Genomic DNA, 22,228 nt, shown 5'->3' on the forward strand with positions numbered 1-22,228 from the left:
GTAATGAGTGTGGAATATCCGAGCCGCAGGGTGGCGCGCGAGATTTCCTGGCAAAGTTTCTATTCATTGTTTACATATCTCCTTGTATTTAGTTACATTCTGATTTCTACGATGTTTGTCCTGACGATCAGGCGACCGTTGACCATCCTTTTTCTGTGAATCGTCGCATACAGGCGATCACCGTGGTAAAAAAGGCCCTCGAGCTCCCCTTTCAGAATGGGACGAATGGACTTCACATAGCGTCCCTTTCGAGTAAAAAAAGAGATCACATTGTCCGAGTTGGACTGGCCCCGGCTTTGTGCCCTAACCAGATGTTTCTCGTCAAACGTGATCGTCTGTGTCGTCAACTGACGGTATTTCTTCTCCGTGCGAAAATAACTGCGCACCCTGTAATCTCGGTCCAGCCTAAGATAAGCTCTCTGGTTCCGTACCTTCAGATAGATCCGGTCGGTATAGGGATCAAAGGCGATAGAACTGAATGCGCGGATGGACCTAAGTTGTTTCCCGGTAGCGCCGGACACCTTTCTCGGAAGACGTATCCGCACCTTTCCTATGCACTCCAGAGTTTCCGGTGAGATAATATGAATGAACAGTCGTTTCCTGGTTCCTACCGAAGAATGAGTCACCAGGATTTGTTTTCTGTCCGGCAGATAAGTCATGTCATTTGCGTGACCGAGAGGAAGTCTCCTGGAAACTCGTAGGATATGTCGACCTTCCATATCAAACTTGATGATCCTGGCAAACTGAAACCGTGCACCTTTCTTGACAAACGACATATAGAGATACCTTCCATCACTACACGCCCCTTGGGTGGTTCGGTATTTCCGAAATGCCTTCTGCACCACCAAAGAACGCACGTTTAGTCGTGCATCTCCAGATCTCAGATAACGGACATGGACTTTCTTTCCTCGGATCTTTTCTGGCGGATAATTGTGGATGGGATCACCGTTAACACCTTCTCCCTTTGTCAAACGGTAGATCTTGCATGACTTTGCCTGGTCCAGATAGCTCAGCCATCCATAGAGTGTATACCGGTAGGAAACCCCACTGTTCACAGCATGATGAAGCGTTCGCCTGTCACCACCCACGATGGCGATGTGCATCCACACGCCTCTGAAATTTCGTCCCGTGTTGAAGCAGACGATATCGCCAGCCTGGATCTTCTTCTGTTTCCTGGCGTATTCCGATGGACTTCGTATATTGCATACCTTTCGGGCATGGGCAGACATCCAGGCGTTATGGGTTCGCACAAAGCCTCCTGACGGGTATTTCTTAATGCCATAATACTTGTGTACTGCCCATCCACAGTATGTGGTGCAGACCAGTTCTCCCCTTCCTATCCCATAAGGGGTTCCGTTACGACTGTTTAGTTTCCTGTCAGTCACGTCCTTCCCCCAGACAGGGCCAGCTGCGGCCTGTACTTGTTCTACACCGAAGCACAAAACAAGAAGCAGCGCGAGGATCAGTATAGCCCTCTTCCTTACTACCATGTTCTCTCCTTTCATGATCTCTCCAAAAATCCCCTTACTAAGTCGTAAAAATGAAAAAAGCGGAGTCCGTCGCCGGTTCTCCGCGAAAAGAAATGTTGGAATTACAACAAAAACAAGAAAAGGAGCGATCCTGTGATCGCTCCTTTCAGGCATAGTTCTGCACGACTATGATAGCATGACTGCAGTGTTGTGTCAAGTGGCTGATTCTATAATTTTGCAAGGTCTTCTGTGGAAAGAAGTCGGATGCCTGCATAGTTCAGAACCTTTCCTGCCTTGTCAGGATCCGCGACGCGAAGGATGATGTACGCTTCCCCCACCTTCTGTGCAGTAAAGGCATAGGCGTATTCCACGTTGATGTCGGAAGCTTCCAACGCCTCCAGGATATGAACGAGGGCGCCGGGTTTGTCTTCAATGGTGACGGCCAGGACCGGTGTGGTCTGGAACACATACCCCTCGTTCTTCAACACGTTCATCAGCTCATAGGTGTCATCTACGATGACTCGAATGACGCCGTATTCTGCCACCTCTGCCAGACAGAGGGCTCTCATGTTGATATCATGCTGTCTGAGGAGTCTGGTAAACTCCAACAGGGCCCCTGGCCTGTTCTCAAGAAATACGGAAAGTTGTTTGATGGTCATGATCCCTCTCCTCTCTCTATAGGTTTCGCTTGTCGATAATACGCTGCGCCTTTCCTTCGCTCCTCTGGATGGTCTTAGGCGCAACGAGTTTGACGTTGACATAGATCCCCAACATGGATTTCAGGGCACCTACCAGGCTCTTCTGACGGTGTTCCATCTCCTTCATGGAGTCGGAGAACATCTCGTTTGTCATCTCTACCTGCAGTTCCAGCTTGTCGCTGTTGTTCTCTCTGGTGACAATAATCACATAGTTTGCCGGATAGCCTTCTCTCATCAGGACGGTCTCGATCTGGCTTGGGAATACGTTGACGCCCTTGACGATGAGCATGTCGTCGCTTCTGCCCATTGGCTTTCTCATCTTTACGAAGGTTCTGCCACAGGAGCAGGGATTGTTTGACAGAATCGTGATGTCTTTGGTGCGATAGCGGAGAAGAGGAAACGCCTCCTTGGTGATGCTGGTAAATACCAACTCCCCTTTCTCTCCGGGACCCAGGACCTTTCCTGTATCCGGATCAATGATCTCTGCAATGAAGTGGTCTTCGTTGATGTGCATCCCTGTCTGTTCCTCACATTCGAAAGCGACACCGGGACCTGAGATCTCTGTCAGTCCGTAGATATCATAGGCTTTGATACCGAGTTTTTCTTCGATATCGTGGCGCATGTTCTCGCTCCAGGCTTCTGCACCGAAGATTCCTGCCTTCAGGCTGATCTGATCTTTCAGCCCCCGTTCTGTGATGGTCTCTGCCAGATAGGCCGCATAGGATGGTGTACAGCAGAGGATCGTGGTCTTCAGATCGGTCAGGAACTGGATCTGGCGATCTGTATTTCCGGAGGACATGGGAAGCGTAAGAGAACCCAGTTTGTGGCTGCCGCCGTCAAGTCCGGCGCCTCCGGTAAAGAGTCCGTATCCGTAGGAAACGTGGACCACATCCTGTGCTGTTCCTCCAGCAGCGACCAGGGCTCTGGCACAACAGTCTTCCCACAGATCCAGGTCATGTTGTGTGTAGAAGGCGACCACACGTCTGCCGGTTGTCCCACTTGTGGAGTGGATCCGTACACAATCTGAAAGAGATCTTGCCATCAGTCCATAGGGATACGCCTCTCTGAGGTCGTCCTTGGTGAGGAATGGAAGTTTCCAGAGATCTTCGATCCCCTTGATGTCACCAGGTTCTACGCCCTTTTCTTTCATCTTGTTTCTGTAGTACTCTACATTCTCGTACACATTTCGGACCTGGCTGACAAGTCTCTCATTTTGCCAGGTCGTGATCTGATCACGGGAGGCTGTCTCGATCTCCTGTTGATAATATCTTCCCATTAATTACTCTTCCTTTCTGAAAAACTACACCCATAGTACCACTTAGGGTGTAGTTTTTCAAGGATATGAAACAATTTTTTTGTATTATTTTGTTGCTGGACAACAAAGTCGCTTTTCGCAACTCTAACAGGACAACTATCTAACGAAAGAACGCAACTGCGGAACGGAAGAGATGCATATCGTAATCTCCCGGCACGTTCTTATAGAGATCCTTGCCCGTTCTTTCCGCATGGCCCATCTTGCCCAAAACTCTGCCATCCGGGGAAGTGATGCCTTCGATAGCGTAATAGCTGCCGTTGGGGTTATACTGGATCGCATTGGTGACATGACCATCCAGGTCCACGTACTGGGTCAGGATCTGGCCGTTCTCCGCCAACTGTCGGATAAGGGATTCCGGCGCGATGAATCGTCCTTCCCCGTGGGAGATAGGAACACTGTAGATCTCCCCGGGTTTGGTTCCGGCCATCCAAGGTGACTTGTTGGAAGCCACACGCACACGGACGATCTTTGACTGATGCCGGCGGATCTCATTGAAGGTCAAAGTCGCACTGTTCTCGTCGGTATCTACGATCTTGCCATAGGGAACCAATCCAAGCTTGACCAGGGCCTGGAAACCGTTGCAGATTCCGATCATCAGACCTTCTCTCTTGTCCAGGAATTCGGTCACGGCTTCCTTGATCTCCGGATTGCGGAAGAAGGCGGTGATAAACTTTCCGGATCCATCAGGTTCATCTCCTCCGGAGAAACCTCCCGGAATAAAGATGATCTGAGACTGAGCGATCTTTTCGGCAAACTGGCTGACAGACTCTGCAACAGCAGATGGTGTCAGGTTGTTGATAACAAAGATATCTGTCTCCGCACCAGCATCTGCGAACGCCTTTGCGGAGTCATATTCGCAGTTGGTACCAGGGAACACCGGAATCAGTACACGAGGTCTCTCAATCGTATAGCTCGCGTGCGGACGGCTGTCAGCTTCGAAGGTGAAGGTCTCCAGTTTTCTGTCTGTCGGTTGGATGTTACACTTATAAACTGGCTCCAACTTGTTCTCGTAAGCTTCCATAAGGTCTTCCATGGGGATTTCAATATCCTTCAACATGATCGAAGAGCGTGAGATTGTAGTTCCCAGTTCGATGATGTTTTCTCCTTCTAGTTTTGTGCCTTTTGCCACCTCCAGGATAAATGCACCATAGTGGTAACCAAAGAGCCTCTTTTCATCGATGCTGTCAGCATACCGGAAACCGATCCCATTGCCCATAGACATCTTAAGGATGGCTTCGGCCACGCCGCCGAATGTCGGTGTATAGGCAGCCTCAACCACACCTGCCTCGTTCAGCTGGTCCATGATATCAAACAACGTCACCAGCGATTCGCCGGTGGGGATTCCATTCTCATCGTACTCAGGAATCATCATAATAACATTATGGTCTACTCCCTTGAATTCGGGGGTGATGACCTTGCTGACCTTGTCTGTGGTGACGGCGAAGGAGATCAAAGTAGGAGGTACATCGATATCCTCGAAGGTGCCGCTCATGGAATCTTTGCCTCCGATAGCAGCGATCCCCAGATCCTTCTGTGCCTTGAATGCACCCAGTACTGCTGCCATGGGCTTCCCCCATCTGGTAGCACCGGTACCAGGCTTTTCAAAATACTCCTGAAAACTCAGGTAGACTTCCTTGAAGGAAGCGCCTGCCGCCACCAGTTTGGAGGCGGATTCGACCACAGCCAGATAAGCTCCGTGATAAGGGCTGGCACTGGATATATCCGGATTGAAGCCCCAGGACATGAAGGAACAGGTGTCGGTGTGCTTCTTTTCGACAGAAATCAGGTTGACCATCGCCTGACTGGGAGTGCGTTGGAATTTACCTCCGAACGGCATCATGACCGTGCCGGCCCCAATGGTGGAGTCGAACTCCTCGGACAATCCTCGCTTGGAGCAGACGTTCAGGTCGGCAGCCATTTCCATATAATCCTTGCGGAAGTCCCCTGTCCCTGCCTTGGCGAAATCGTCGTGCATCGGAATCTCTACATCAATATGCTTTTCCGCACCGTTGGTGTCCAGGAAGGCGCGGGAAATGTTGACGATAGCCTTGCCGTTCCAGGATTCCTTCAGATACGGCTCTGCCACTACGACAGCTACTCTGGTGGCTTCCAGGTTTTCCATACGGGCAAGCTCGCAGAAGCGTTCTGCGTCCTTCTCGGCGACCACGACAGCCATTCTCTCCTGGGATTCAGAGATAGCAAGTTCAGTGCCATCAAGTCCTTCGTATTTCTTTGGAACTGCGTTCAGATCTATGTCCAGTCCATCGGCCAGTTCGCCGATGGCAACAGATACGCCGCCTGCGCCAAAATCATTACAACGTTTGATCATACGGGAGGCTTCTTCGTTACGGAATAGTCTCTGTAGCTTACGCTCTTCGGGAGCATTTCCTTTCTGTACCTCTGCTCCGCAGGTCTCTAGAGATTCCAGGGTGTGCTTCTTGGAAGCGCCGGTAGCACCACCACATCCATCTCTTCCGGTCTTTCCACCCAGCAGAATGACGATATCGCCAGCTTCCGGCCGTTCTCTGACCACGTTCTCAGCAGGGGCCGCCGCGATGACAGCGCCTACCTCCATGCGCTTGGCAACATAGCCCGGGTGATAGACCTCGTCCACCTGCCCTGTCGCCAGTCCAATCTGATTGCCATAGGAACTGTATCCGTCTGCTGCGGTGGTAACAATCTTGCGCTGTGGGAGTTTGCCTTCCAGCGTCTCAGACAGCGGTGTCAGTGGGTCTGCCGCACCGGTTACACGCATGGCGCTGTAGACGTAACTTCTGCCAGACAGAGGATCGCGGATCGCGCCGCCGATACAGGTAGCAGCTCCACCAAAAGGTTCGATCTCTGTGGGGTGATTGTGGGTCTCGTTCTTGAACAGGAGAAGCCACTCCTCGGTCTTTCCGTCCACATTCACATCCATCTTGACGGTGCAGGCATTGATCTCCTCGGACTCATCCAGCTTGTCCAGTTTTCCTTCCTTGCGTAGGTACTTGGCGGCCAACGTACCCATATCCATCAGATTGACGGGTTTGGTGCGACCAAGTTCCTTTCTTGTGGAGATGTAATCCTCATAGGCTGTCTGGATCTCCGGGTCGTGGAACTTAACGCTGTCGATGGTAGTGTTGAAAGTGGTATGCCGGCAGTGATCGGACCAGTAGGTGTCGATTACCTTGATCTCTGTGATGGTGGGCTCCCTGTCTTCTCCCCGGAAGTACTCCTGGCAGAATTTCAGATCAGCCAGGTCCATGGCGAGTCCCCTGGCATCCAAAAATTCCTCCAGCGCCTTCTCATCCATGGAGTTGAACCCTTCTACGACCTCCACTTCTGTAGGGATATCATAGGTCATCTTCAGCGTATCGAAGGTGTCCAGAGACGCCTCTCTGGCTTCCACCGGATTGATGACGTATTTCTTGATCGTGTCAATCTCTGCCTGGCCCAGATCCCCTTTCAGTAGATATACCTTGGCTGATCTTACCTCTGGTCGTTCTCCCTTGGAGATCAGCTGGATACACTCTGAAGCGGAATTGGCCCGCTGGTCGAACTGTCCGGGGAGATACTCCACCGCAAACACGCTGGTATTGTCCGGAATCACCAGTTCTTCGAATGTGTCATCCACCTGTGGCTCAGAGAAGACAGTGCTGACCACACTACGGAAAAGTTCCTCGTCGATGCCCTCTACGTCGTAGCGGTTGATGATGCGAAGATCTTCGATGGGCAGTCCAAACAGAGCACAAAGCTCGCTGGACAGCGCCTGCGCTTCTCCTGCAAAGTCTTTTTTCTTTTCAACGTATATTCTGTATACCATCCCTATGCCTCCAGTGCTTTCAGTGCTCTCTGACCGATATCGTTTCTATAGAAGCCGTTTTCGAAGCCGATCCGCTTCACGGAAGTGTAGGCTTTGTCGATGGCCTCTGCCAGGGTATCTGCGCATTCAGTGACGCCTATGCAACGGCCGCCATTGGACAGAAGCTGGCCCTGCTCGCCTTTCCTGGCGCCGGCGATGAACACGTGGGCAAGATCCTCTGGAATCTCCAAAGGGCATCCCTTCTCGTAAGAACCAGGGTATCCCTTGGAGGCCAGCACCACACAGCAGGCGGCCTGGTCTGAGAATGTCACCTCGGCTTCTGCCAGCGTCCCTTCCGAGACATGGAGCATGATATCCAGAAGATCTGAGGTAAGCAGCGGGAGCACCACCTGCGTCTCCGGATCCCCAAATCGGCAATTGTACTCGATGACCTTGGGGCCATCAGCGGTGATCATAAGGCCGAAATATAGGCAGCCCTTGAAGGTGCGTCCTTCTTTATTCATGGCGATCATGGTTGGCAGGAATATCTCTTCTGCACACTGCTCTGCCACCGCTTCTGTATAGTAAGGGTTCGGGGCGACTGTGCCCATCCCGCCGGTATTTGGACCCTGATCACCATCATAAGCCCGCTTATGGTCCATAGAGGATACCATTGGGACCAGTGTGTTGCCATCGGTGAAAGCCAGAACGGACACCTCAGGGCCTTCCAGATATTCTTCGATGACAACGCAGCTTCCGCTATCCCCAAAAATTTTATCTTCCATCATGGAATTCACGGCTTTCACTGCCTCTTCCCTTGTCTGGGCGATGGTCACGCCCTTCCCCTTCGCAAGACCGTCTGCTTTTATGACCACTGGGATTTTACATTCCTGTACGTAGTCCAGGGCTTCTTCCATCTCGGTGAAGGTCTCATAGGCTGCCGTTGGGATACCATATGCTTTCATGAGCTCCTTGGAGAAGGCCTTGCTGCCCTCGATGATGGCGGCTTCCTTATTTGGTCCAAAGCAGGGGATACCTTCCGCCTCCAGCAGATCAACGCAGCCCATGACCAGCGGATCATCCGGGGCGACTACCGCAAAATCGATAGCATGAGTCTTGGCAAACTCCACGATAGCAGGCAGATCTTCTGCGCCAACACCTGTGCAGATACAATCATCCTCCATACCACCGTTTCCGGGCAGCGCGTAGATGGTCTCTGCCTTGGGATTCTCTTTGATTTTCTTGATAATGGCGTGCTCTCTTCCGCCGCCACCTATGACCATGATATTCAAATGATCTACCTCCTTGGTTTTAGTGATGGAACAGCCTGAGACCTGTGAAGGCCATGACCATATCGTACTTGTTGCAGGTGTCGATAACGTTCTGGTCCCTGATAGAACCGCCCGGCTGAACCACATAACTGACACCACTCTTGGCGGCTCGTTCGATGTTGTCTCCAAAGGGGAAGAAGGCATCGCTGCCAAGGGTCACTCCGGAGATGTCTGCCAGGTATGCCCTTTGGTCATCCCTCGTGAAGGGAGCCGGCTTCTCTGTGAAGAGCGTTTCCCAGATACCGTCCGCCAGTACATCCTCGTAGTCTTCGCCAAGGTAGATATCGATGGTGTTATCTCTGGTGGCCCTGGCGATATCTTCACGGAACGGAAGGTTCAGCACCCGTTCCGACTGTCTGAGCATCCAGTGGTCTGCCTTGTCTCCGGCAAGTCTGGTACAATGGATCCTGGACTGCTGCCCAGCCCCTACCCCGATCGCTTGCCCGTCCTTCACGTAGCATACGGAGTTGGACTGAGTATACTTGAGAGTGATCAGCGCAACGACCATGTCTCTTTTGGCCTCTTCGGACAGAGTTTTGTTTTCGGTCACTATATTGTCGAAATCGTTTTTCCCGATGGTGTAATCGTTGTGTCCCTGCTCAAAGGTCACCCCAAAGACCTGTTTCTTTTCCTGTTTCGCCGGCACGTAGTCCGGATCCACCTGGATGATGTTATAGGCGCCCTTCTTCTTCCCTTTCAGGATCTCCAGGGCTTTGTCCGTGTACCCAGGAGCGATGATGCCGTCGGACACCTCGCGTTTCAGGATTGCAGCAGTGGTCTCATCGCATACGTCCGAAAGCGCTGCCCAGTCGCCGAAGGAGGACATCCTGTCGGTCCCTCTTGCTCTCGCATAGGCGGTCGCCACTGGCGATTCGTCCAGTCCCTCGATATCATCCACAAAACAGGCTTTCTTCAGAGCATCGCTCATGGGTACGGCAACTGCCGCTGATGTGGGGCTCACGTGTTTGAAGGAAGCAGCGGCAGGTATTCCGAGGCTCTGGCGGATCTCATGTACAAGCTGCCAGCTGTTGAAGGCATCCAGAAAGTTAATATAACCCGGTCTGCCGTTCAATACCTGGATTGGAAGGTCACTGCCATCCTCCATATAGATTTTGGCGGGTTTCTGGTTGGGATTGCATCCGTACTTCAGTTCCAGTTCCTTCATTCTGCTCCTCCATTTCTGTTGATCAGTCTGTTTTCGGTCGTTCCCGTCTTCAGGTCAATATATCTCACATACAGGGAGATCCGGTTATTCTGGTCCAGATTCTCCCAGATCATATCCTTCAGTTCGTCGATGTCATCAGGGATCTCTACCCTCTCCGGTTCGCCTACAAAGGTCGGGATAGGCTCTCCATCCGTCACATAGGTATGCAGGAAGTGTCCAAGACCAGGCTGTCCTACATATTCAAAGAATTGTCTCGTGCAGGCGGTCCCCTCCGCATCCTGACTCTTCAGAATAGACATCTTATAAGTCATATCATCAGACAGATCGATGAGTCCGCTGATTCTGGGAGTCCAATTGGGTCCATCCGGTTCAAACTCCCTCGTCCTAAGAGCATCCGCAAAACTCTCGTTCTCCGTTACCATATGATCGTAGATAGTGTCTGTCTGATCCCCGTTGGTGACAATGGTCATATCCCCTGCTACCCGAATTGGGTAGTAGATGATCAGCGACGGATCCTCTACTTTGCTTTCGTCATAAGGACGGATCATCAGGTCGTCCCCCTGTTCCAGGAACACCCGGTTGCGACTGTTGGCGGAACGTCCCATGATAAAGTAGGCACAGGCTGCCTTGCTCCCATCCTTACTGCGTCCGATGACGATGCCACGGCCAACATAGGGGTTTCCCGCAATCCGCTCTTTCAGGCTCTTTCTCTCATATACGTTCATTTAATTCTTTCCTTTCCTGATCTCCGCGGCCACTGCTTCCGTTGCCTCCGGAAGCAGGATCCACTCGGCCTGTTCCATGACCCGTTTCTGCAGGGTCTCCGGGGTATCTTCCGGCAAAACATCCACAGCTTTCTGGGCGATGATCTGTCCTCCGTCAGGGATCTCATTGACGAAGTGTACGGTAGCACCCGTCACCTTGACGCCATACTCCAGTGCTTTCTCGTGAACATGCAGCCCGTAGCATCCTTTACCACAGAAGGAAGGGATCAACGCCGGGTGGATATTGATGATGCGTCCTTCATAGGCACGGATCACATTCGGAGAAAGGATCTTCAGAAATCCCGCAAGCACGATCATGTCAATCTCTTCTTCGGCGAGTTTGTCCAGAAGCGCAGCCTCTTCTGTGAACACAAAACTGTCCACCCCGTGCTCCGCCGCTCTTGTCAGCGCATAGGCTTCAGGGTTATTGCTCCCTACCAGCACGATCTTTCCGCTTGTGATGCGCCCTGCCTTCTGTGCGTCAAGCAGTGCCTGCAGGTTGGTGCCTCCGCCAGAAACGAGCACGCAGATTCTGGTTTTTTCTACTGACATAGGACAACTCCCTCATCGGATGCGATGGTTTCTCCGAGAATGTAAGCATCTTCGCCGTTCTTCCGGAGCACGGACAAAGCCTTGTCAGCCTCTTCCGGAGCAACGATGACGGTCATTCCTACGCCCATGTTATAGGTGTTGAACATATCGTGCTCTGGCACCTCCCCTTCCTTTGCGATCAAATCGAAGATCGGGAGCACGCGCACATCACTGCGGTTTATTCTCACACTGATGCCTTCCGGCAGTGATCTGGGGATATTTTCGTAGAAGCCGCCGCCGGTGATGTGTGCTACAGACTTGACATCCACTGAGTCCAGAAGCGCAAGCATTGGTTTTACATAGATCTTGGTGGGAGTCAGGAGCGTTTCGCCAAGGGATTTCCCGTCCAGTTCAGGATAAGTCTTTGAGAGATCGGTGTTTTCGACATCAAAGACCTTCCGCACGAGGGAAAAACCATTGGAATGCACCCCCGAACTCGGCAATGCAAGGACTTTGTCTCCAGGCCGAATACGGGTTTTGTCAAGAACCCTTGATTTGTCCACCACACCCACTGCAAACCCGGCCAGATCATATTCGTCTTCTGGGTAGAAGCCAGGCATCTCTGCTGTTTCGCCGCCAATCAGCGCACTGCGGGACTGGACACAGCCTTCTGCCACGCCACTGACGATCTGAGCGATCTTCTCCGGATAGTTCTTTCCACAAGCGATGTAATCCAGAAAGAACAGCGGCTTGGCGCCTACGCACAGGATGTCGTTGACACACATGGCCACACAGTCTATGCCTACGGTGTCATGTTTGTCCATGAGAAACGCAAGCTTGAGCTTGGTGCCTACTCCATCAGTCCCACTGACCAGTACCGGTTCCTTAAGCCCTGTCATGTCCAGACCAAAGAGTCCCCCAAATCCACCCAGGTCGGAGGTGTCACCGAAGGACATTGTCTTCTTGATGTGTTCTTTCATGAGTTCTACGGACTTGTAGCCAGCGGTGATATCCACTCCGGCATTCTTGTAACTTTCGCTGAAACTCTTACTCATGTTCCCCTCTCTATCTGTTGTATTTCTTCTCAATAGCGGCGTTTTTCTTCAGGACACTGGCTGTCGCGTCCTCTCTTCTGGACTGCAGTTTCTCGGCCAGATCTTCATCCTCAACAGCGATGATCTGAGCCGCCAGCAGAGCGGCGTTCTTGGCCCCATCGATGGCAACCGTCGCAACAGGGATGCCACTGGGCATCTGTACGGTAGAAAGCAGTGCATCCACCCCGTCTAGTGTACTGGACTTGATGGGAATTCCGATCACAGGCAGTGTGGTATTCGCGGCTATGGCACCAGCCAGATGCGCTGCCTTACCAGCAGCTGCAATAATGGCAGCAAAACCGTTTTTCCGTGCGTTTCTGGAAAAGTCGTTGGCGATGGCCGGTGTCCTGTGTGCGGAATACACATGTACTTCGTAGGGAATGTCCAGATCTTCCAACGTTTCGATAGCCTTCTCTACCACCGGCAGATCGCTGTCACTTCCCATGATAATGCCGATTTTTTTCATTCTGTTACCTCCAGTTCTTCTGTGTAGTCTACATACCAATTCCATCCAGATAAGTCTGCAGGATGACAACTGCCGCCTGCTTGTCTATCACCTGTTTTCGTTTCTTGCGGCTCACATCTGCCGCGATCAGAATGCGCTCCGCCTGTACCGTAGTCAGACGTTCATCCTGCCACTGTACATCGATTCCTTTCATTCCAGTGCTGCGCATCTTGTTTTCTAACATTGTGCGGAAATCACGCACCTTCTGCGTCTGTTCACTGTCTTCTCCGCTCATACTAAGAGGAAGTCCCATGACAATGGTGTCGCAATCGTATTCCTTCACCATATCCAGCACTTTCCCTGCGTCCTTTCTGATGCCTACTCTCTCTAACGTGGTAATCCCTTGCGCAGTGATGCCCAGGGGGTCACTCACAGCGATACCAATGGTCTTGTCGCCGACATCAAGTCCGATTTTTCTTTTCATTTTACCTCTTTATACTAAAAAAATAGTTCCCAAAACATAATAAGGGCAGGTCAAAAGACCTGCCCAGATTCTACCACTATTTCTTGAGATACTCCCGGAGAACCTCCTCCAGGAGGTCATCCCTGTCGATCCGGCTGATCATCAGCCTTGCATTGTTGTGACTCGTAATATATGACGGATCTCCGGAAAGGATGTAGCCCACCATCTGATCGATGCCGTTGTACCCTCTCTCTTCCAGCGCATCGTATACAATATCAAGGACCTCTCTGGTAGTTCTCTGCTGCGTCTTGCTTGCGTCAAACATGATCGTTTTCTTCTCCATATGTTACTACCTCCTGTCCATAGTGATAACGACTCTTCGGTTGATATAACTTCCCTTCTATTCTATCATGATAAGAGTTCTTCTGCAACCTTAAATGCGTCAGAAATTCCAGCCGGATTTTTGCCTCCGGCCTGTGCCATGTCCGCTTTTCCGCCGCCGCCGCCACCTACACAGGCGGCAATCTGTTTGATCATTTTGCCGGCGTGCAGGCCCTTCTCGGTCAGATCATCTGTCAGAGAGACCAGCATGGTCACCTTGCCTCCATTGACCGTAGCGAACACCATCATGGTTGACTTGCACCTAGCCTTGATGTCATCTGACAACCCGCGCAGATCTCCGATATTATAATCTTCGAACTCTCTGGTGATGAGATTCACCTCGCCAAAGGCTTTGGCGCTGCTGATCATGTCATCCAACTCGGAACCCATAGCTTCTTTCTTGAACTCCTCCAGCTCCTTGCGGGCGGCCTTCAGGTCTTCCATGAGAGAAGTTGCCTTGCCCTGGATGAGATGGGGTTTTGATTTCATGGTCTCTGCGACATCTGCAATGACCGATTCTGCCGCATGGGCAGCCTCCAGGATACCGGTACCGGTCAGCGCAACGATACGACGTACGCCGGAAGCCACTCCAGACTCGCTGGCGATCTTGAAGGCGCCGATCTGGCCGATGTTCGAGACATGGGTGCCTCCGCAGAGTTCCACGCTCCAGTCGCCGCAACTGACTACGCGGACCACATCGCCGTATTTCTCTCCGAACAACGCCATCGCACCCATCTTCTGTGCCTCATCGATGGTAGTCTCCACGGTGGTCACAGGAAGGAAGGAGCAGATCTTTTCGTTGACGATCTCCTCTACCCTGGCGATCTCCTCTGGTTTCATGGCCTCGTAGTGGTTAAAGTCGAAACGAAGTTCCTTGTCATTATTCAACGAACCTGCCTGTTCCACATGATTGCCCAGCACATCTCGCAGAGCCTGCTGCAGTAGGTGGGTCGCCGTGTGATTTCGGGCGGTCTTGTTGCGCCGGATCCGATCAATCGCGCAGTGGATACTGTCTCCCTTGTTGATAGCCCCTCTGGTGACACGACCCTTGTGTGCGAACACGCCCCTGGTCTTCTCGACCGCAAAGATCTCCACCTCGCCGTCTTCGGTAGTCATAATTCCTTTATCGGAAACCTGTCCGCCGCTCTCTGCATAGAAGGGGGTCTTGTCCAGATAGAGGATCACATCCTCCCCTTCCAAGGCCTGCTCTGCATCTCTGGATTCGCCGGAGAGGAACAGCAGGGTCGCATCGTCTTCGTAATGATCATAGCCGGTGAATACGGTCTCCGGCACATCTTCCGGGGTCCAGTTCTCCTCCCAGGCAACCTCGCTGGTATCCTGTCTGCCTTCTCTGGATTTTTTCTTCTGTGCCGCCATTGCGGTGTCAAACCCGTCTCTATCTGCGCTGAATTCGTGCTCGGCCAGGATCTCCTCCGTCAGTTCAAGAGGGAACCCGTAGGTGTCATAGAGCTTGAAGGCTTTGTCGCCGGAAAGCTGCGTGACCCCGGCTTTTTTCATTTCTTCCAGGTACTCGCCAATGATGGCCTCCCCCTGGCCGAGGGTCGCCGCAAACTGTTTCTCTTCTACGGAGATGATCTTCTTGATGTAGTCCTGTTTCTCGACGATCTCCGGATAGGCGTCTCCTGAGACTTCGATGACCTTGTCTGCCAGGTCGGCCAGGAAGGCGCCGTCGATCCCGAGCATCTTCCCGTGTCTGGCAGCGCGGCGGATCAGCCGGCGAAGCACATAGCCCCTTCCTTCGTTGGAAGGAACGATTCCATCGGCGATCATGAAGACCATGGAACGGAGATGGTCCGTGATGATCCGCATGGAAACATCCGCCTTCTCATCCCCATCCTCATAGGCTTTGCCGCAGAGAGAGGACACGCTGTCCAGAATATGTCGAATGGTGTCAATATCAAAGATGGAATCCACCCCCTGCATGATGCAGGCCAGTCTCTCCAGCCCCATCCCGGTATCGATATTGGGATGCGCCAGATCTGTATAGGTGCCGTCCTCCTCCTTGGAGAACTGTGTGAACACATGGTTCCAGAACTCGATGTAGCGGTCGTGTTCGCACCCCTGCACAAAGTCGTCATCAGGGGAGCCGTATTCCGGTCCCCGATCAAAGAACATCTCCGAGTCCGGGCCACATGGGCCAAGTCCGATCTCCCAGAAATTATCTTCCTTGCCCAGGCGGACGATATGCTCTTCCGGAATCCCCAGGCTCTTCCAAATCTCATAAGCCTGATCGTCATCCTTATAGACGGTGACCCAGATCTTGTCAATTGGCATCTTCAGCACGTCCAGCACGAACTCCATTCCCCAGGTCAGGGACTCTTTCTTAAAATAGTCACCGAAAGAGAAATTACCAAGCATCTCGAAGAATGTTCCATGACGAGAGGTGAGCCCGACGTTGTCGATATCACCGGTGCGGATGCACTTCTGGCAGGTGGTCATTCTCTTGGATGGCGGTGTCTCCTGCCCGGAGAAATATGGTTTCAGAGGCGCCATACCGGAGTTGATGATCAGAAGAGACTTGTCGTTCTTTGGGATCAGTGAGGCGCTGGGTGCTGCATAGTGTCCCTTGCTGACATAAAACTCTCTGAACAGTTTTCTGATTTCATTTAGGCCAAGTTTTTCCATCGTATGCTCCTCCATCAACTCTTCTTGTTGTCGTCTACAAATTCGATATTTTCAAGCTGTGCTCGCAGGTTTGCCTTCAAGGAATCTATGTATTCCTCTCTCAGCAACCCTTGTTCCAGCAGTTCTTCCTCAGTGAGGCCAACCGTTTTCTTCTTCCGGGCCAGTTCGTTGATCCGGTCGATTTTCTCTTTCGTGATCAAGTGATCATCCTCTCTTTCTTTTCGATACTACAATATATCATTTTACCAGATACAACAACGGAAGTCAAACATCGATGTATTCCTTCATTTTCTCATAGGTTTTGTCACCGATCCCGTTTACGTTCTTCAGCTCTTCCGTATTATGAAAGCGACCATTCGAATTCCTGTAATCGATGATCTTCTGGGCAGTAGCAGGGCCGATTCCTTTGATCTTCTGCAGTTCCTCCCCTGTTGCCCTGTTGATATTGATCTTCTCTGCACCAGACAAAACCTGTCCTGCACCAGCGCCAGCATCGGACAAGTTTTCTGTACTTCCCTCTCGTTTCTCTGCTTTTGACGGTACGGTGATCTTCTCCCCATCCTTCAGCTTCTCTGCCAGATTCAGCTGAGAGGTGTCTGCGTGGGTTTTCAGGCCTCCGGCTTTGTCCACCGCCTCGAACACCCGGGCACCGGGAACAAGCCTGTAAACGCCGGGATGCTCCACCTCGCCATCCACATCCACATAGAGTAGATCTTGCGAGGCAGAAGACGTTTCTCTCCCTGTAGATGTTCCGTGCGCAGGGGACTCCTCCCCTATGGTAATTGTCTGACTATCCCCTTTGAATCCATAAAACAAAACCGCTGTGACCATTACCATGGTCACAGCGATTATTTCAAATGTCTTTCGGTCTGGTTGAAACTGCCGAAGTGCTCTCCTAATGTGTTTCATCTCTCGCCCCCTTCTGCAAGGTGGGGTCATTTTACATCCATTCTATGGGGAAGTCAAGTGGCAAAATCAGTTTTTTGCGGCAGACTTCAATCTCATGACGCTTACAGTGTATGTCTGCAAACGAAGCGTAAGCAGGAATCACAAGCTCGGGGCTCACATTGGACTCATTTCCACAGTCCAGGCACATCCGCAGACAGAGGCGGTTGCGTTCTGTACGGATAGCCTCCATAGATCGGATCCCGGGACGAATATTCACCGTCTTAAGTTTCTTTGATTTCTTCTGTCGCTTTTCGGCCAGGATCTCTTCCTGGGTCATAAACGCATCTGTAGCAGCAGGGAAGTCCCAGGCGTGCCAGGAGGCAGGATAGACCACCTCGTATTCTGCAGCGTAGACCTTGGCAGCCAGGCTCTTCTGTCCCTTTGGGATCGTTCCGCAGGCAGTGATGCTGATCCCCTCGGGAAGATGCTCCGGAAGTCTTTCCAAAAGTCTTGTCTTGCTGACGGGTTCCCCCGTCTCAAATTCCAGGTATTCCCCCTCTGCATCGTACCCCAGAGAAAGTGGCTGTGCGAAACTCATCTTGGGATGAGGGTTGAACCCCTGGCTATAGGCAAGGTCGATCCCCGCTCTTCGGAATGCACGCTTGAACAGTCGCAGCATATCCAGATGAGAGATGTACCGCACGAGTCCGGTCTTGGAAAAAACGATCACATATCTAAACATGGCTTCCTCCCTGGGTGCATACGGTGTATCTGTTGACTCCGCATCCGGTGCATCCCTCCCGGCAGTCGTGTGTGGTGGCCGCCTCCCGGGCCTTTTCATTCTCTTTCATAAGGTATTCTCTGCTGACCCGACAGTCGATGTGCTGCCAGGGCAGATACTCGTCGTAGGATCTCTCTCGTTCCGTATAGATCCTGTGATCCACTGGAAACTCTTCCAACAGTCTGGCCCACGTATCCCGGTCAAAGAACTCGCTCCATCCATCAAATCGGCAGCCAGCTTCATGAGCAGCAAGAAGCAGCTGTGACAGCCGTCTGTCTCCCCGCGCAAATATGGCCTCGCAGGTGCTGACTGCATCATCGTGATAGTTGAAACTGACATTCTTGATCTTCAGTTTCTCGGTCAGATAGTTGTGCTTTCGGGTAAATTCCTCTGTGGAATCCTGTGCTACCCACTGGAAGGGGGTATGCGCCTTGGGCACAAAATTGGAGATGCTGACATTCACGTTGAATCGCCCTCCGCGTCCGGATTTCTTGTGAAGAGCGACTATATTGCGGGCAATCTCCGCAATTCCATCCAGATCCTGGTCGGTTTCCCCGGGAAGACCAATCATGAAGTACAGTTTCACCTGCCTCCATCCCAGTTCGATTGCCTGCTCCACAGCGCTGTAGATATCTTCTTCGGTGATGCCCTTGTTGATCACATCCCTCAGGCGCTGGGTGCCGGCTTCTGGTGCAAATGTCAGGCCGGATTTCTTGTATTTCTGGATCTCTGACAAAACCCGGAAAGAGAAGTTGTCCAACCGCAGGGATGGTAATGACAGGGAAACGTTGTTTGCCGTGCAATATCCCATCAGTTCGGTGGCCAACCCCTCAAAATCCGAATAATCACTGGTGGACAAAGACAGGATGGACATCTCATCGTGTCCGGTCTGTCTGATTTGCTCCTTTGCCAACTGCAGAAGGTTTTCTTTGCTTCTTTCCCGCACCGGGCGATAGATCATCCCAGCCTGACAGAAACGACATCCTCTGGTACATCCACGGAAGGTTTCCAGAACTGCCCGATCGTGGACCACCTCGATGAGCGGCACCAGTGTCTTCGTGGGGTAATCAACCCGATCCAGATCATGAACCATAGCCTTCCGAACTACATCAGGGGCGCCTGCCCATGTCTTATGATAACCGGTCAGGATCGCATCCTCTCCGTATTGAGGTTCGTAGAAGGAAGGAACGTAGACACCTTCGATCTGAACGGCTTCCCGAAGGATCGCTTCTCTGGTGAGCCCACGTTTCCGTCCGTCTCCGATCAGGTTCAATAGCGCCGGCAAAGATTCCTCTCCATCACCAATAAGAAAGGCATCTATAAAGTCAGCCAGAGGTTCCGGATTGAAGGCACAAGGACCGCCGGCGATGACCAGAGGATCCTCCTCTCCTCTGTCCTTTGACAGAAGCGGCAGGCCTGCAAGATCCAACATATTGATGATATTGGTGAAGGACATCTCGTACTGTAGCGTGAATCCCAGCACATCCATATCTCGAACCGGAGTCTTGGTCTCAAGGGTGAACAGTGGAAAGCCTGTCTTCCGCATCAACTCTTCCATATCCTGCGCCGGTGCAAACACCCTCTCCAGTGCCAGATTCGGCTGCTGGTTCACGATATGGTACAGGATCTGCAATCCCATATAGGACATACCGATCTCGTATAGATCCGGAAACGCGAAGGCAAACCGCACGTCCACATCATGGGGATCTTTTCGGACCACGTTCAATTCTCCGCCAATGTAGCGAGCTGGTTTCTCCACTTGTTTAAGAAGGCTGTCCAGCGATGGAGGGAACAAGCTGTCCAGAGAACGTCCCATGATCTCCTCTAGCTGCTCGATCCAAAGGGAACTGGCGATCTTCGCCTCCTCGAGTCGTTCTGCCTTGACTGGATCATATCCGCCCTTATAGATCAGGTAATCGATCCGTCTGTCAATGCCGACGTACTCGTCTTCTCTTACGACCCTGTCTGCCAGGCAGAGGATATCGGATTCGGTCAGTTCGTTAACAGGCGCATAGTGCTTTGTCATATGATGACGGATCACCTCCGCCTCGTAGGGGTACCCGTCTTTCTCCAGCATTTCTGCTGCCGCAACGTCGTGATTCTTCTCCATGCGGAGTACATCGTGGATAAGTCCGGCGTTTCGCAGGAGTTCTGTATCCAGAGAAACTCCGTGCTTTACGAGTTCGCTTCCGATGGTCACTGCCGTATCGCTCACTGCCTTACAGTGGGCAATGATATGTGGCGGCGTCTTATATTTTTCAAAATAATGATTACAATCTTCTGTAGTGAGTCTCTTGGTCATTCTCTCTTCTCCGTCTCAGGACTTTGCATTCGGACTAGAACTCGTCATAGTACTCGAACTCGTAGTCAAAGACCTTGATGGTATCTCCTTCGTCCAATCCCATTTCCTTCATTCGGTCGATGGCGCCACTCTTCTCTATATACTTGTAGAGGTAACGCAAAGAGCCGAAGTCATTGAAATTGGTGGAATCGAAGATCTTGCGCAGTTGTTTTCCGGTGACCACAAAACCATCCTCGTCTGTATCCACGTTGACCGTCCGGTACTCTGGGTCCACATCATCTGTTTCAAAATCAAAATATTCGATCTCTGGTTCAGGTTGTGGTTCTCTGAGAACACGCTGGAGCTCTGCCAGAGCCGCATCCAGGAGTGCCTGCACGCCATAGTTGATGGGGGCAGATACTGGGAACACCTGGTACCCCTTCCTTTCTACATATTCCTTGAAACGCAGATACTCCGGATCCTCCTCGTCGGTAAGATCGATCTTGTTCGCACAGACCAGCATGGGCTTATCCGCCACAGACTTGCTGTACTGAAGAAGCTCGCTGTTGATCTTCTCGAAATCTTCGATGGGATCGCGTCCCTCGCTCCCAGACACGTCCACCACGTGGATCAGTACCTTGGTACGCTCTATGTGCTTCAGAAAACGCAGACCAAGACCCAGTCCCATATGTGCGCCTTCGATGATACCGGCTATGTCCGCCATAATGAAACTGGTATCGTGAATGTTCACCACACCAAGATTTGGATCAATGGTAGTAAAGTGATAGTCCGCAATCTTCGGACTGGCGCTTGTTGCCACGGAAAGAAGGCTGGATTTCCCCACGTTGGGAAAGCCAACCAGGCCCACGTCGGCAATGGACTTCAGTTCAAGTATCACAGTGCGTTCCTTGGCTGCTGTCCCTGCTTCCGCAAAATTCGGAGCCTGCCTGACGGAGTTCTTGAAGTGTACGTTTCCCTTGCCTCCACGACCACCCTTGGCCGCAACAAAACTCTGTCCATCCTCGGTCAGATCCATCATGACCAGGCCAGTTGCCTCATCGATTACCACCGTTCCCATAGGAACCTTGATCACCAGGTCCTGACCAGACTTACCGTAGCGTTTCTTGCGCATGCCATCCTGACCATTCTCGGCCTGGTATTTCCGCTTATACTTGAAGTCCATCAGGGTGCGGAGGTTCTTGTCGGCCATAATCACAACATCGCCGCCCTTGCCGCCGTCACCACCGTCAGGACCACCCTCTGGTACAAAGGGCTCTCTTCGGAAGGAAACACAGCCATTGCCGCCCTTCCCGCTTATGATATTGATGGTTGCTCTATCTACAAACATGATTCCCTCAACTTAAAAAAATAAGCCCCTACCTGTGATAGGGGCCTCAAGTCTCTTATGCTTCCTTAGGATAAACGCTGACCTGCTTTCTGGTCTTGTCTTTTCTTTCGAACTTGACAGCGCCATCGATCTTCGCGAACAGTGTGTCATCGCCACCGATGCCAACATTGTTACCAGGATGGAGCTTGGTTCCTCTCTGTCTCATCAGAATGCTGCCAGCTGTTACGAACTGACCGTCACCAACCTTGACGCCTAAACGTTTCGATTCGGACTCACGACCGTTCTTAGAGCTTCCTACTCCCTTTTTACTTGCCATGGATCATATACCTCCCTAATCTTATGCTTCTGCGTTCTCAATGGTCTCGATGATCACAGCCTTGGTAGCCTTCTCATCGATCTCGATTCCGTGCTCCTTCGCGTAAGCGATGAGCTCGTCTTTCTTCATGGATGCGGAAACCTTCTTCTCCTTATGGGGAGCTTCTGCTTCAGCCTTTGCCTCTGCAGCAGGTTCCTCTGCCTTCTTCTGAGCAGCAACGCCGCCGATGCTCTTGATCTCGACCATAGTGTACGGCTGTCTGTGTCCCTGCTTCTTTCTGTAATCCTTCTTGTTCTTGTACTTGAAGATGACGATCTTCTTGCCCTTGCCGTTCTCAACGACTTCTGCCTCTACGGTCTCACCCTCAAGATAAGGTTTACCGATGCGGACACCGTTCTCATCACCGATCACGAGGACCTTGTCGAATGCAACCTTCTCTCCTGCCTCGATCCCCAGCTTCTCAACTGTCAGAACATCACCGTTCTCTACGCGGTACTGCTTACCGCCTGTTTCAATTACTGCATACATTGT

The 22,228-nt window shown here is 51.8% G+C and carries 20 protein-coding genes and 1 pseudogene; all 21 read right to left on the reverse strand.

Annotated elements, in window-relative coordinates; genetic code table 11:
- Window positions 1-92: 92 nt before the first annotated feature.
- The gene (locus tag P156_RS0102260; protein ID WP_185752121.1) at window positions 93-1,490 is read right to left on the reverse strand and encodes a hypothetical protein; all 1,398 of its coding nucleotides are present in this window, start codon (window positions 1,488-1,490) and stop codon (window positions 93-95) included.
- Between the two features lie 206 nt (window positions 1,491-1,696).
- Window positions 1,697-2,128: a hypothetical protein gene (locus P156_RS0102265; protein ID WP_027868756.1), complete on the reverse strand. Its 432-nt coding sequence runs from the start codon at window positions 2,126-2,128 to the stop codon at window positions 1,697-1,699.
- Between the two features lie 16 nt (window positions 2,129-2,144).
- Window positions 2,145-3,443, reverse strand: a complete 1,299-nt coding sequence (locus P156_RS0102270; protein WP_027868757.1) for a phenylacetate--CoA ligase family protein — start codon at window positions 3,441-3,443, stop codon at window positions 2,145-2,147.
- Window positions 3,444-3,582: 139 nt separating this feature from the next.
- On the reverse strand, window positions 3,583-7,284 hold the full coding sequence (locus P156_RS0102275) for a phosphoribosylformylglycinamidine synthase (RefSeq protein ID WP_027868758.1): 3,702 nt from the start codon (window positions 7,282-7,284) through the stop codon (window positions 3,583-3,585).
- Between the two features lie 2 nt (window positions 7,285-7,286).
- Complete coding sequence (gene purD / locus P156_RS0102280) at window positions 7,287-8,546, reverse strand: phosphoribosylamine--glycine ligase (protein WP_369770554.1); 1,260 nt, start codon at window positions 8,544-8,546, stop codon at window positions 7,287-7,289.
- 28 nt (window positions 8,547-8,574) lie between these two features.
- Complete coding sequence (locus P156_RS0102285) at window positions 8,575-9,759, reverse strand: phosphoribosylaminoimidazolecarboxamide formyltransferase (RefSeq protein WP_027868760.1); 1,185 nt, start codon at window positions 9,757-9,759, stop codon at window positions 8,575-8,577.
- Complete coding sequence (locus P156_RS13440) at window positions 9,756-10,484, reverse strand: IMP cyclohydrolase (RefSeq protein WP_027868761.1); 729 nt, start codon at window positions 10,482-10,484, stop codon at window positions 9,756-9,758. Before P156_RS13440 ends, P156_RS0102285 begins: the two co-directional genes overlap by 4 nt.
- Complete coding sequence (gene purN, locus P156_RS13445) at window positions 10,485-11,075, reverse strand: phosphoribosylglycinamide formyltransferase (protein WP_027868762.1); 591 nt, start codon at window positions 11,073-11,075, stop codon at window positions 10,485-10,487.
- Window positions 11,066-12,109: a phosphoribosylformylglycinamidine cyclo-ligase gene (purM, locus tag P156_RS0102300; RefSeq protein ID WP_027868763.1), complete on the reverse strand. Its 1,044-nt coding sequence runs from the start codon at window positions 12,107-12,109 to the stop codon at window positions 11,066-11,068. The genes purN and purM overlap by 10 nt, the downstream gene beginning before the upstream one ends.
- A 10-nt stretch (window positions 12,110-12,119) precedes the next feature.
- Complete coding sequence (gene purE / locus P156_RS0102305; RefSeq protein ID WP_027868764.1) at window positions 12,120-12,614, reverse strand: 5-(carboxyamino)imidazole ribonucleotide mutase; 495 nt, start codon at window positions 12,612-12,614, stop codon at window positions 12,120-12,122.
- 28 nt (window positions 12,615-12,642) lie between these two features.
- Window positions 12,643-13,077 (reverse strand): Holliday junction resolvase RuvX, encoded by a 435-nt coding sequence (ruvX, locus tag P156_RS0102310; RefSeq protein ID WP_027868765.1) that lies wholly within the window; start codon window positions 13,075-13,077, stop codon window positions 12,643-12,645.
- A gap of 76 nt (window positions 13,078-13,153) precedes the next feature.
- Window positions 13,154-13,399 carry an IreB family regulatory phosphoprotein gene (locus P156_RS0102315; RefSeq protein ID WP_185752122.1) on the reverse strand — a complete coding sequence of 82 codons (246 nt, stop codon included), beginning with the start codon at window positions 13,397-13,399 and terminating at the stop codon, window positions 13,154-13,156.
- 65 nt (window positions 13,400-13,464) lie between these two features.
- Window positions 13,465-16,083 (reverse strand): alanine--tRNA ligase, encoded by a 2,619-nt coding sequence (alaS, locus tag P156_RS0102320; RefSeq protein WP_027868767.1) that lies wholly within the window; start codon window positions 16,081-16,083, stop codon window positions 13,465-13,467.
- Window positions 16,084-16,097: 14 nt separating this feature from the next.
- Window positions 16,098-16,283, reverse strand: coding sequence for a DUF896 domain-containing protein (locus P156_RS0102325; protein ID WP_051600539.1), 186 nt, complete (start codon window positions 16,281-16,283; stop codon window positions 16,098-16,100).
- Between the two features lie 64 nt (window positions 16,284-16,347).
- Window positions 16,348-16,992: a helix-hairpin-helix domain-containing protein gene (locus tag P156_RS13065; protein WP_185752123.1), complete on the reverse strand. Its 645-nt coding sequence runs from the start codon at window positions 16,990-16,992 to the stop codon at window positions 16,348-16,350.
- A gap of 31 nt (window positions 16,993-17,023) precedes the next feature.
- Complete coding sequence (locus tag P156_RS11250) at window positions 17,024-17,713, reverse strand: TIGR03936 family radical SAM-associated protein (RefSeq protein WP_051600543.1); 690 nt, start codon at window positions 17,711-17,713, stop codon at window positions 17,024-17,026.
- The gene (locus P156_RS0102340) at window positions 17,706-19,568 is read right to left on the reverse strand and encodes a TIGR03960 family B12-binding radical SAM protein (protein ID WP_051600932.1); all 1,863 of its coding nucleotides are present in this window, start codon (window positions 19,566-19,568) and stop codon (window positions 17,706-17,708) included. The genes P156_RS11250 and P156_RS0102340 overlap by 8 nt, the downstream gene beginning before the upstream one ends.
- A 153-nt stretch (window positions 19,569-19,721) precedes the next feature.
- Window positions 19,722-20,054 (reverse strand): annotated as a pseudogene (locus tag P156_RS13495) (HD domain-containing protein); the annotation flags it as partial.
- Between the two features lie 34 nt (window positions 20,055-20,088).
- Entirely contained in the window at window positions 20,089-21,381 is a 1,293-nt protein-coding gene (obgE, locus tag P156_RS0102345; protein ID WP_027868770.1) for a GTPase ObgE, read from the reverse strand.
- 55 nt (window positions 21,382-21,436) lie between these two features.
- Window positions 21,437-21,697 carry a 50S ribosomal protein L27 gene (rpmA, locus tag P156_RS0102350; RefSeq protein WP_027868771.1) on the reverse strand — a complete coding sequence of 87 codons (261 nt, stop codon included), beginning with the start codon at window positions 21,695-21,697 and terminating at the stop codon, window positions 21,437-21,439.
- Window positions 21,698-21,718: 21 nt separating this feature from the next.
- Window positions 21,719-22,225: a 50S ribosomal protein L21 gene (gene rplU, locus P156_RS13705; RefSeq protein ID WP_027868772.1), complete on the reverse strand. Its 507-nt coding sequence runs from the start codon at window positions 22,223-22,225 to the stop codon at window positions 21,719-21,721.
- Between the last annotated feature and the right edge of the window lie 3 nt (window positions 22,226-22,228).

The organism is Eubacterium sp. AB3007, from assembly GCF_000688015.1.
Taxonomy (GTDB): domain Bacteria; phylum Bacillota; class Clostridia; order Peptostreptococcales; family Anaerovoracaceae; genus Aminicella.

Excerpts from the sequence above, each read along its gene's own strand:
- purD (WP_369770554.1), bottom strand. The coding sequence starts at position 8,546 with ATGGTCATAGGTGGCGGCGGAAGAGAGCACGCCATTATCAAGAAAATC.
- P156_RS0102275 (WP_027868758.1), bottom strand. The coding sequence starts at position 7,284 with ATGGTATACAGAATATACGTTGAAAAGAAAAAAGACTTTGCAGGAGAA.
- P156_RS0102285 (WP_027868760.1), bottom strand. The coding sequence starts at position 9,759 with ATGAAGGAACTGGAACTGAAGTACGGATGCAATCCCAACCAGAAACCC.
- P156_RS13065 (WP_185752123.1), bottom strand. The coding sequence starts at position 16,992 with ATGAAACACATTAGGAGAGCACTTCGGCAGTTTCAACCAGACCGAAAG.
- P156_RS11250 (WP_051600543.1), bottom strand. The coding sequence starts at position 17,713 with ATGTTTAGATATGTGATCGTTTTTTCCAAGACCGGACTCGTGCGGTAC.
- P156_RS13440 (WP_027868761.1), bottom strand. The coding sequence starts at position 10,484 with ATGAACGTATATGAGAGAAAGAGCCTGAAAGAGCGGATTGCGGGAAAC.
- purE (WP_027868764.1), bottom strand. The coding sequence starts at position 12,614 with ATGAAAAAAATCGGCATTATCATGGGAAGTGACAGCGATCTGCCGGTG.
- purN (WP_027868762.1), bottom strand. The coding sequence starts at position 11,075 with ATGTCAGTAGAAAAAACCAGAATCTGCGTGCTCGTTTCTGGCGGAGGC.
- alaS (WP_027868767.1), bottom strand. The coding sequence starts at position 16,083 with ATGGAAAAACTTGGCCTAAATGAAATCAGAAAACTGTTCAGAGAGTTT.
- P156_RS0102315 (WP_185752122.1), bottom strand. The coding sequence starts at position 13,399 with ATGGAGAAGAAAACGATCATGTTTGACGCAAGCAAGACGCAGCAGAGA.
- P156_RS0102265 (WP_027868756.1), bottom strand. The coding sequence starts at position 2,128 with ATGACCATCAAACAACTTTCCGTATTTCTTGAGAACAGGCCAGGGGCC.
- rpmA (WP_027868771.1), bottom strand. The coding sequence starts at position 21,697 with ATGGCAAGTAAAAAGGGAGTAGGAAGCTCTAAGAACGGTCGTGAGTCC.
- P156_RS0102260 (WP_185752121.1), bottom strand. The coding sequence starts at position 1,490 with ATGGTAGTAAGGAAGAGGGCTATACTGATCCTCGCGCTGCTTCTTGTT.
- rplU (WP_027868772.1), bottom strand. The coding sequence starts at position 22,225 with ATGTATGCAGTAATTGAAACAGGCGGTAAGCAGTACCGCGTAGAGAAC.
- P156_RS0102340 (WP_051600932.1), bottom strand. The coding sequence starts at position 19,568 with ATGGGACGTTCTCTGGACAGCTTGTTCCCTCCATCGCTGGACAGCCTT.
- obgE (WP_027868770.1), bottom strand. The coding sequence starts at position 21,381 with ATGTTTGTAGATAGAGCAACCATCAATATCATAAGCGGGAAGGGCGGC.
- ruvX (WP_027868765.1), bottom strand. The coding sequence starts at position 13,077 with ATGAAAAGAAAAATCGGACTTGATGTCGGCGACAAGACCATTGGTATC.
- P156_RS0102270 (WP_027868757.1), bottom strand. The coding sequence starts at position 3,443 with ATGGGAAGATATTATCAACAGGAGATCGAGACAGCCTCCCGTGATCAG.
- purM (WP_027868763.1), bottom strand. The coding sequence starts at position 12,109 with ATGAGTAAGAGTTTCAGCGAAAGTTACAAGAATGCCGGAGTGGATATC.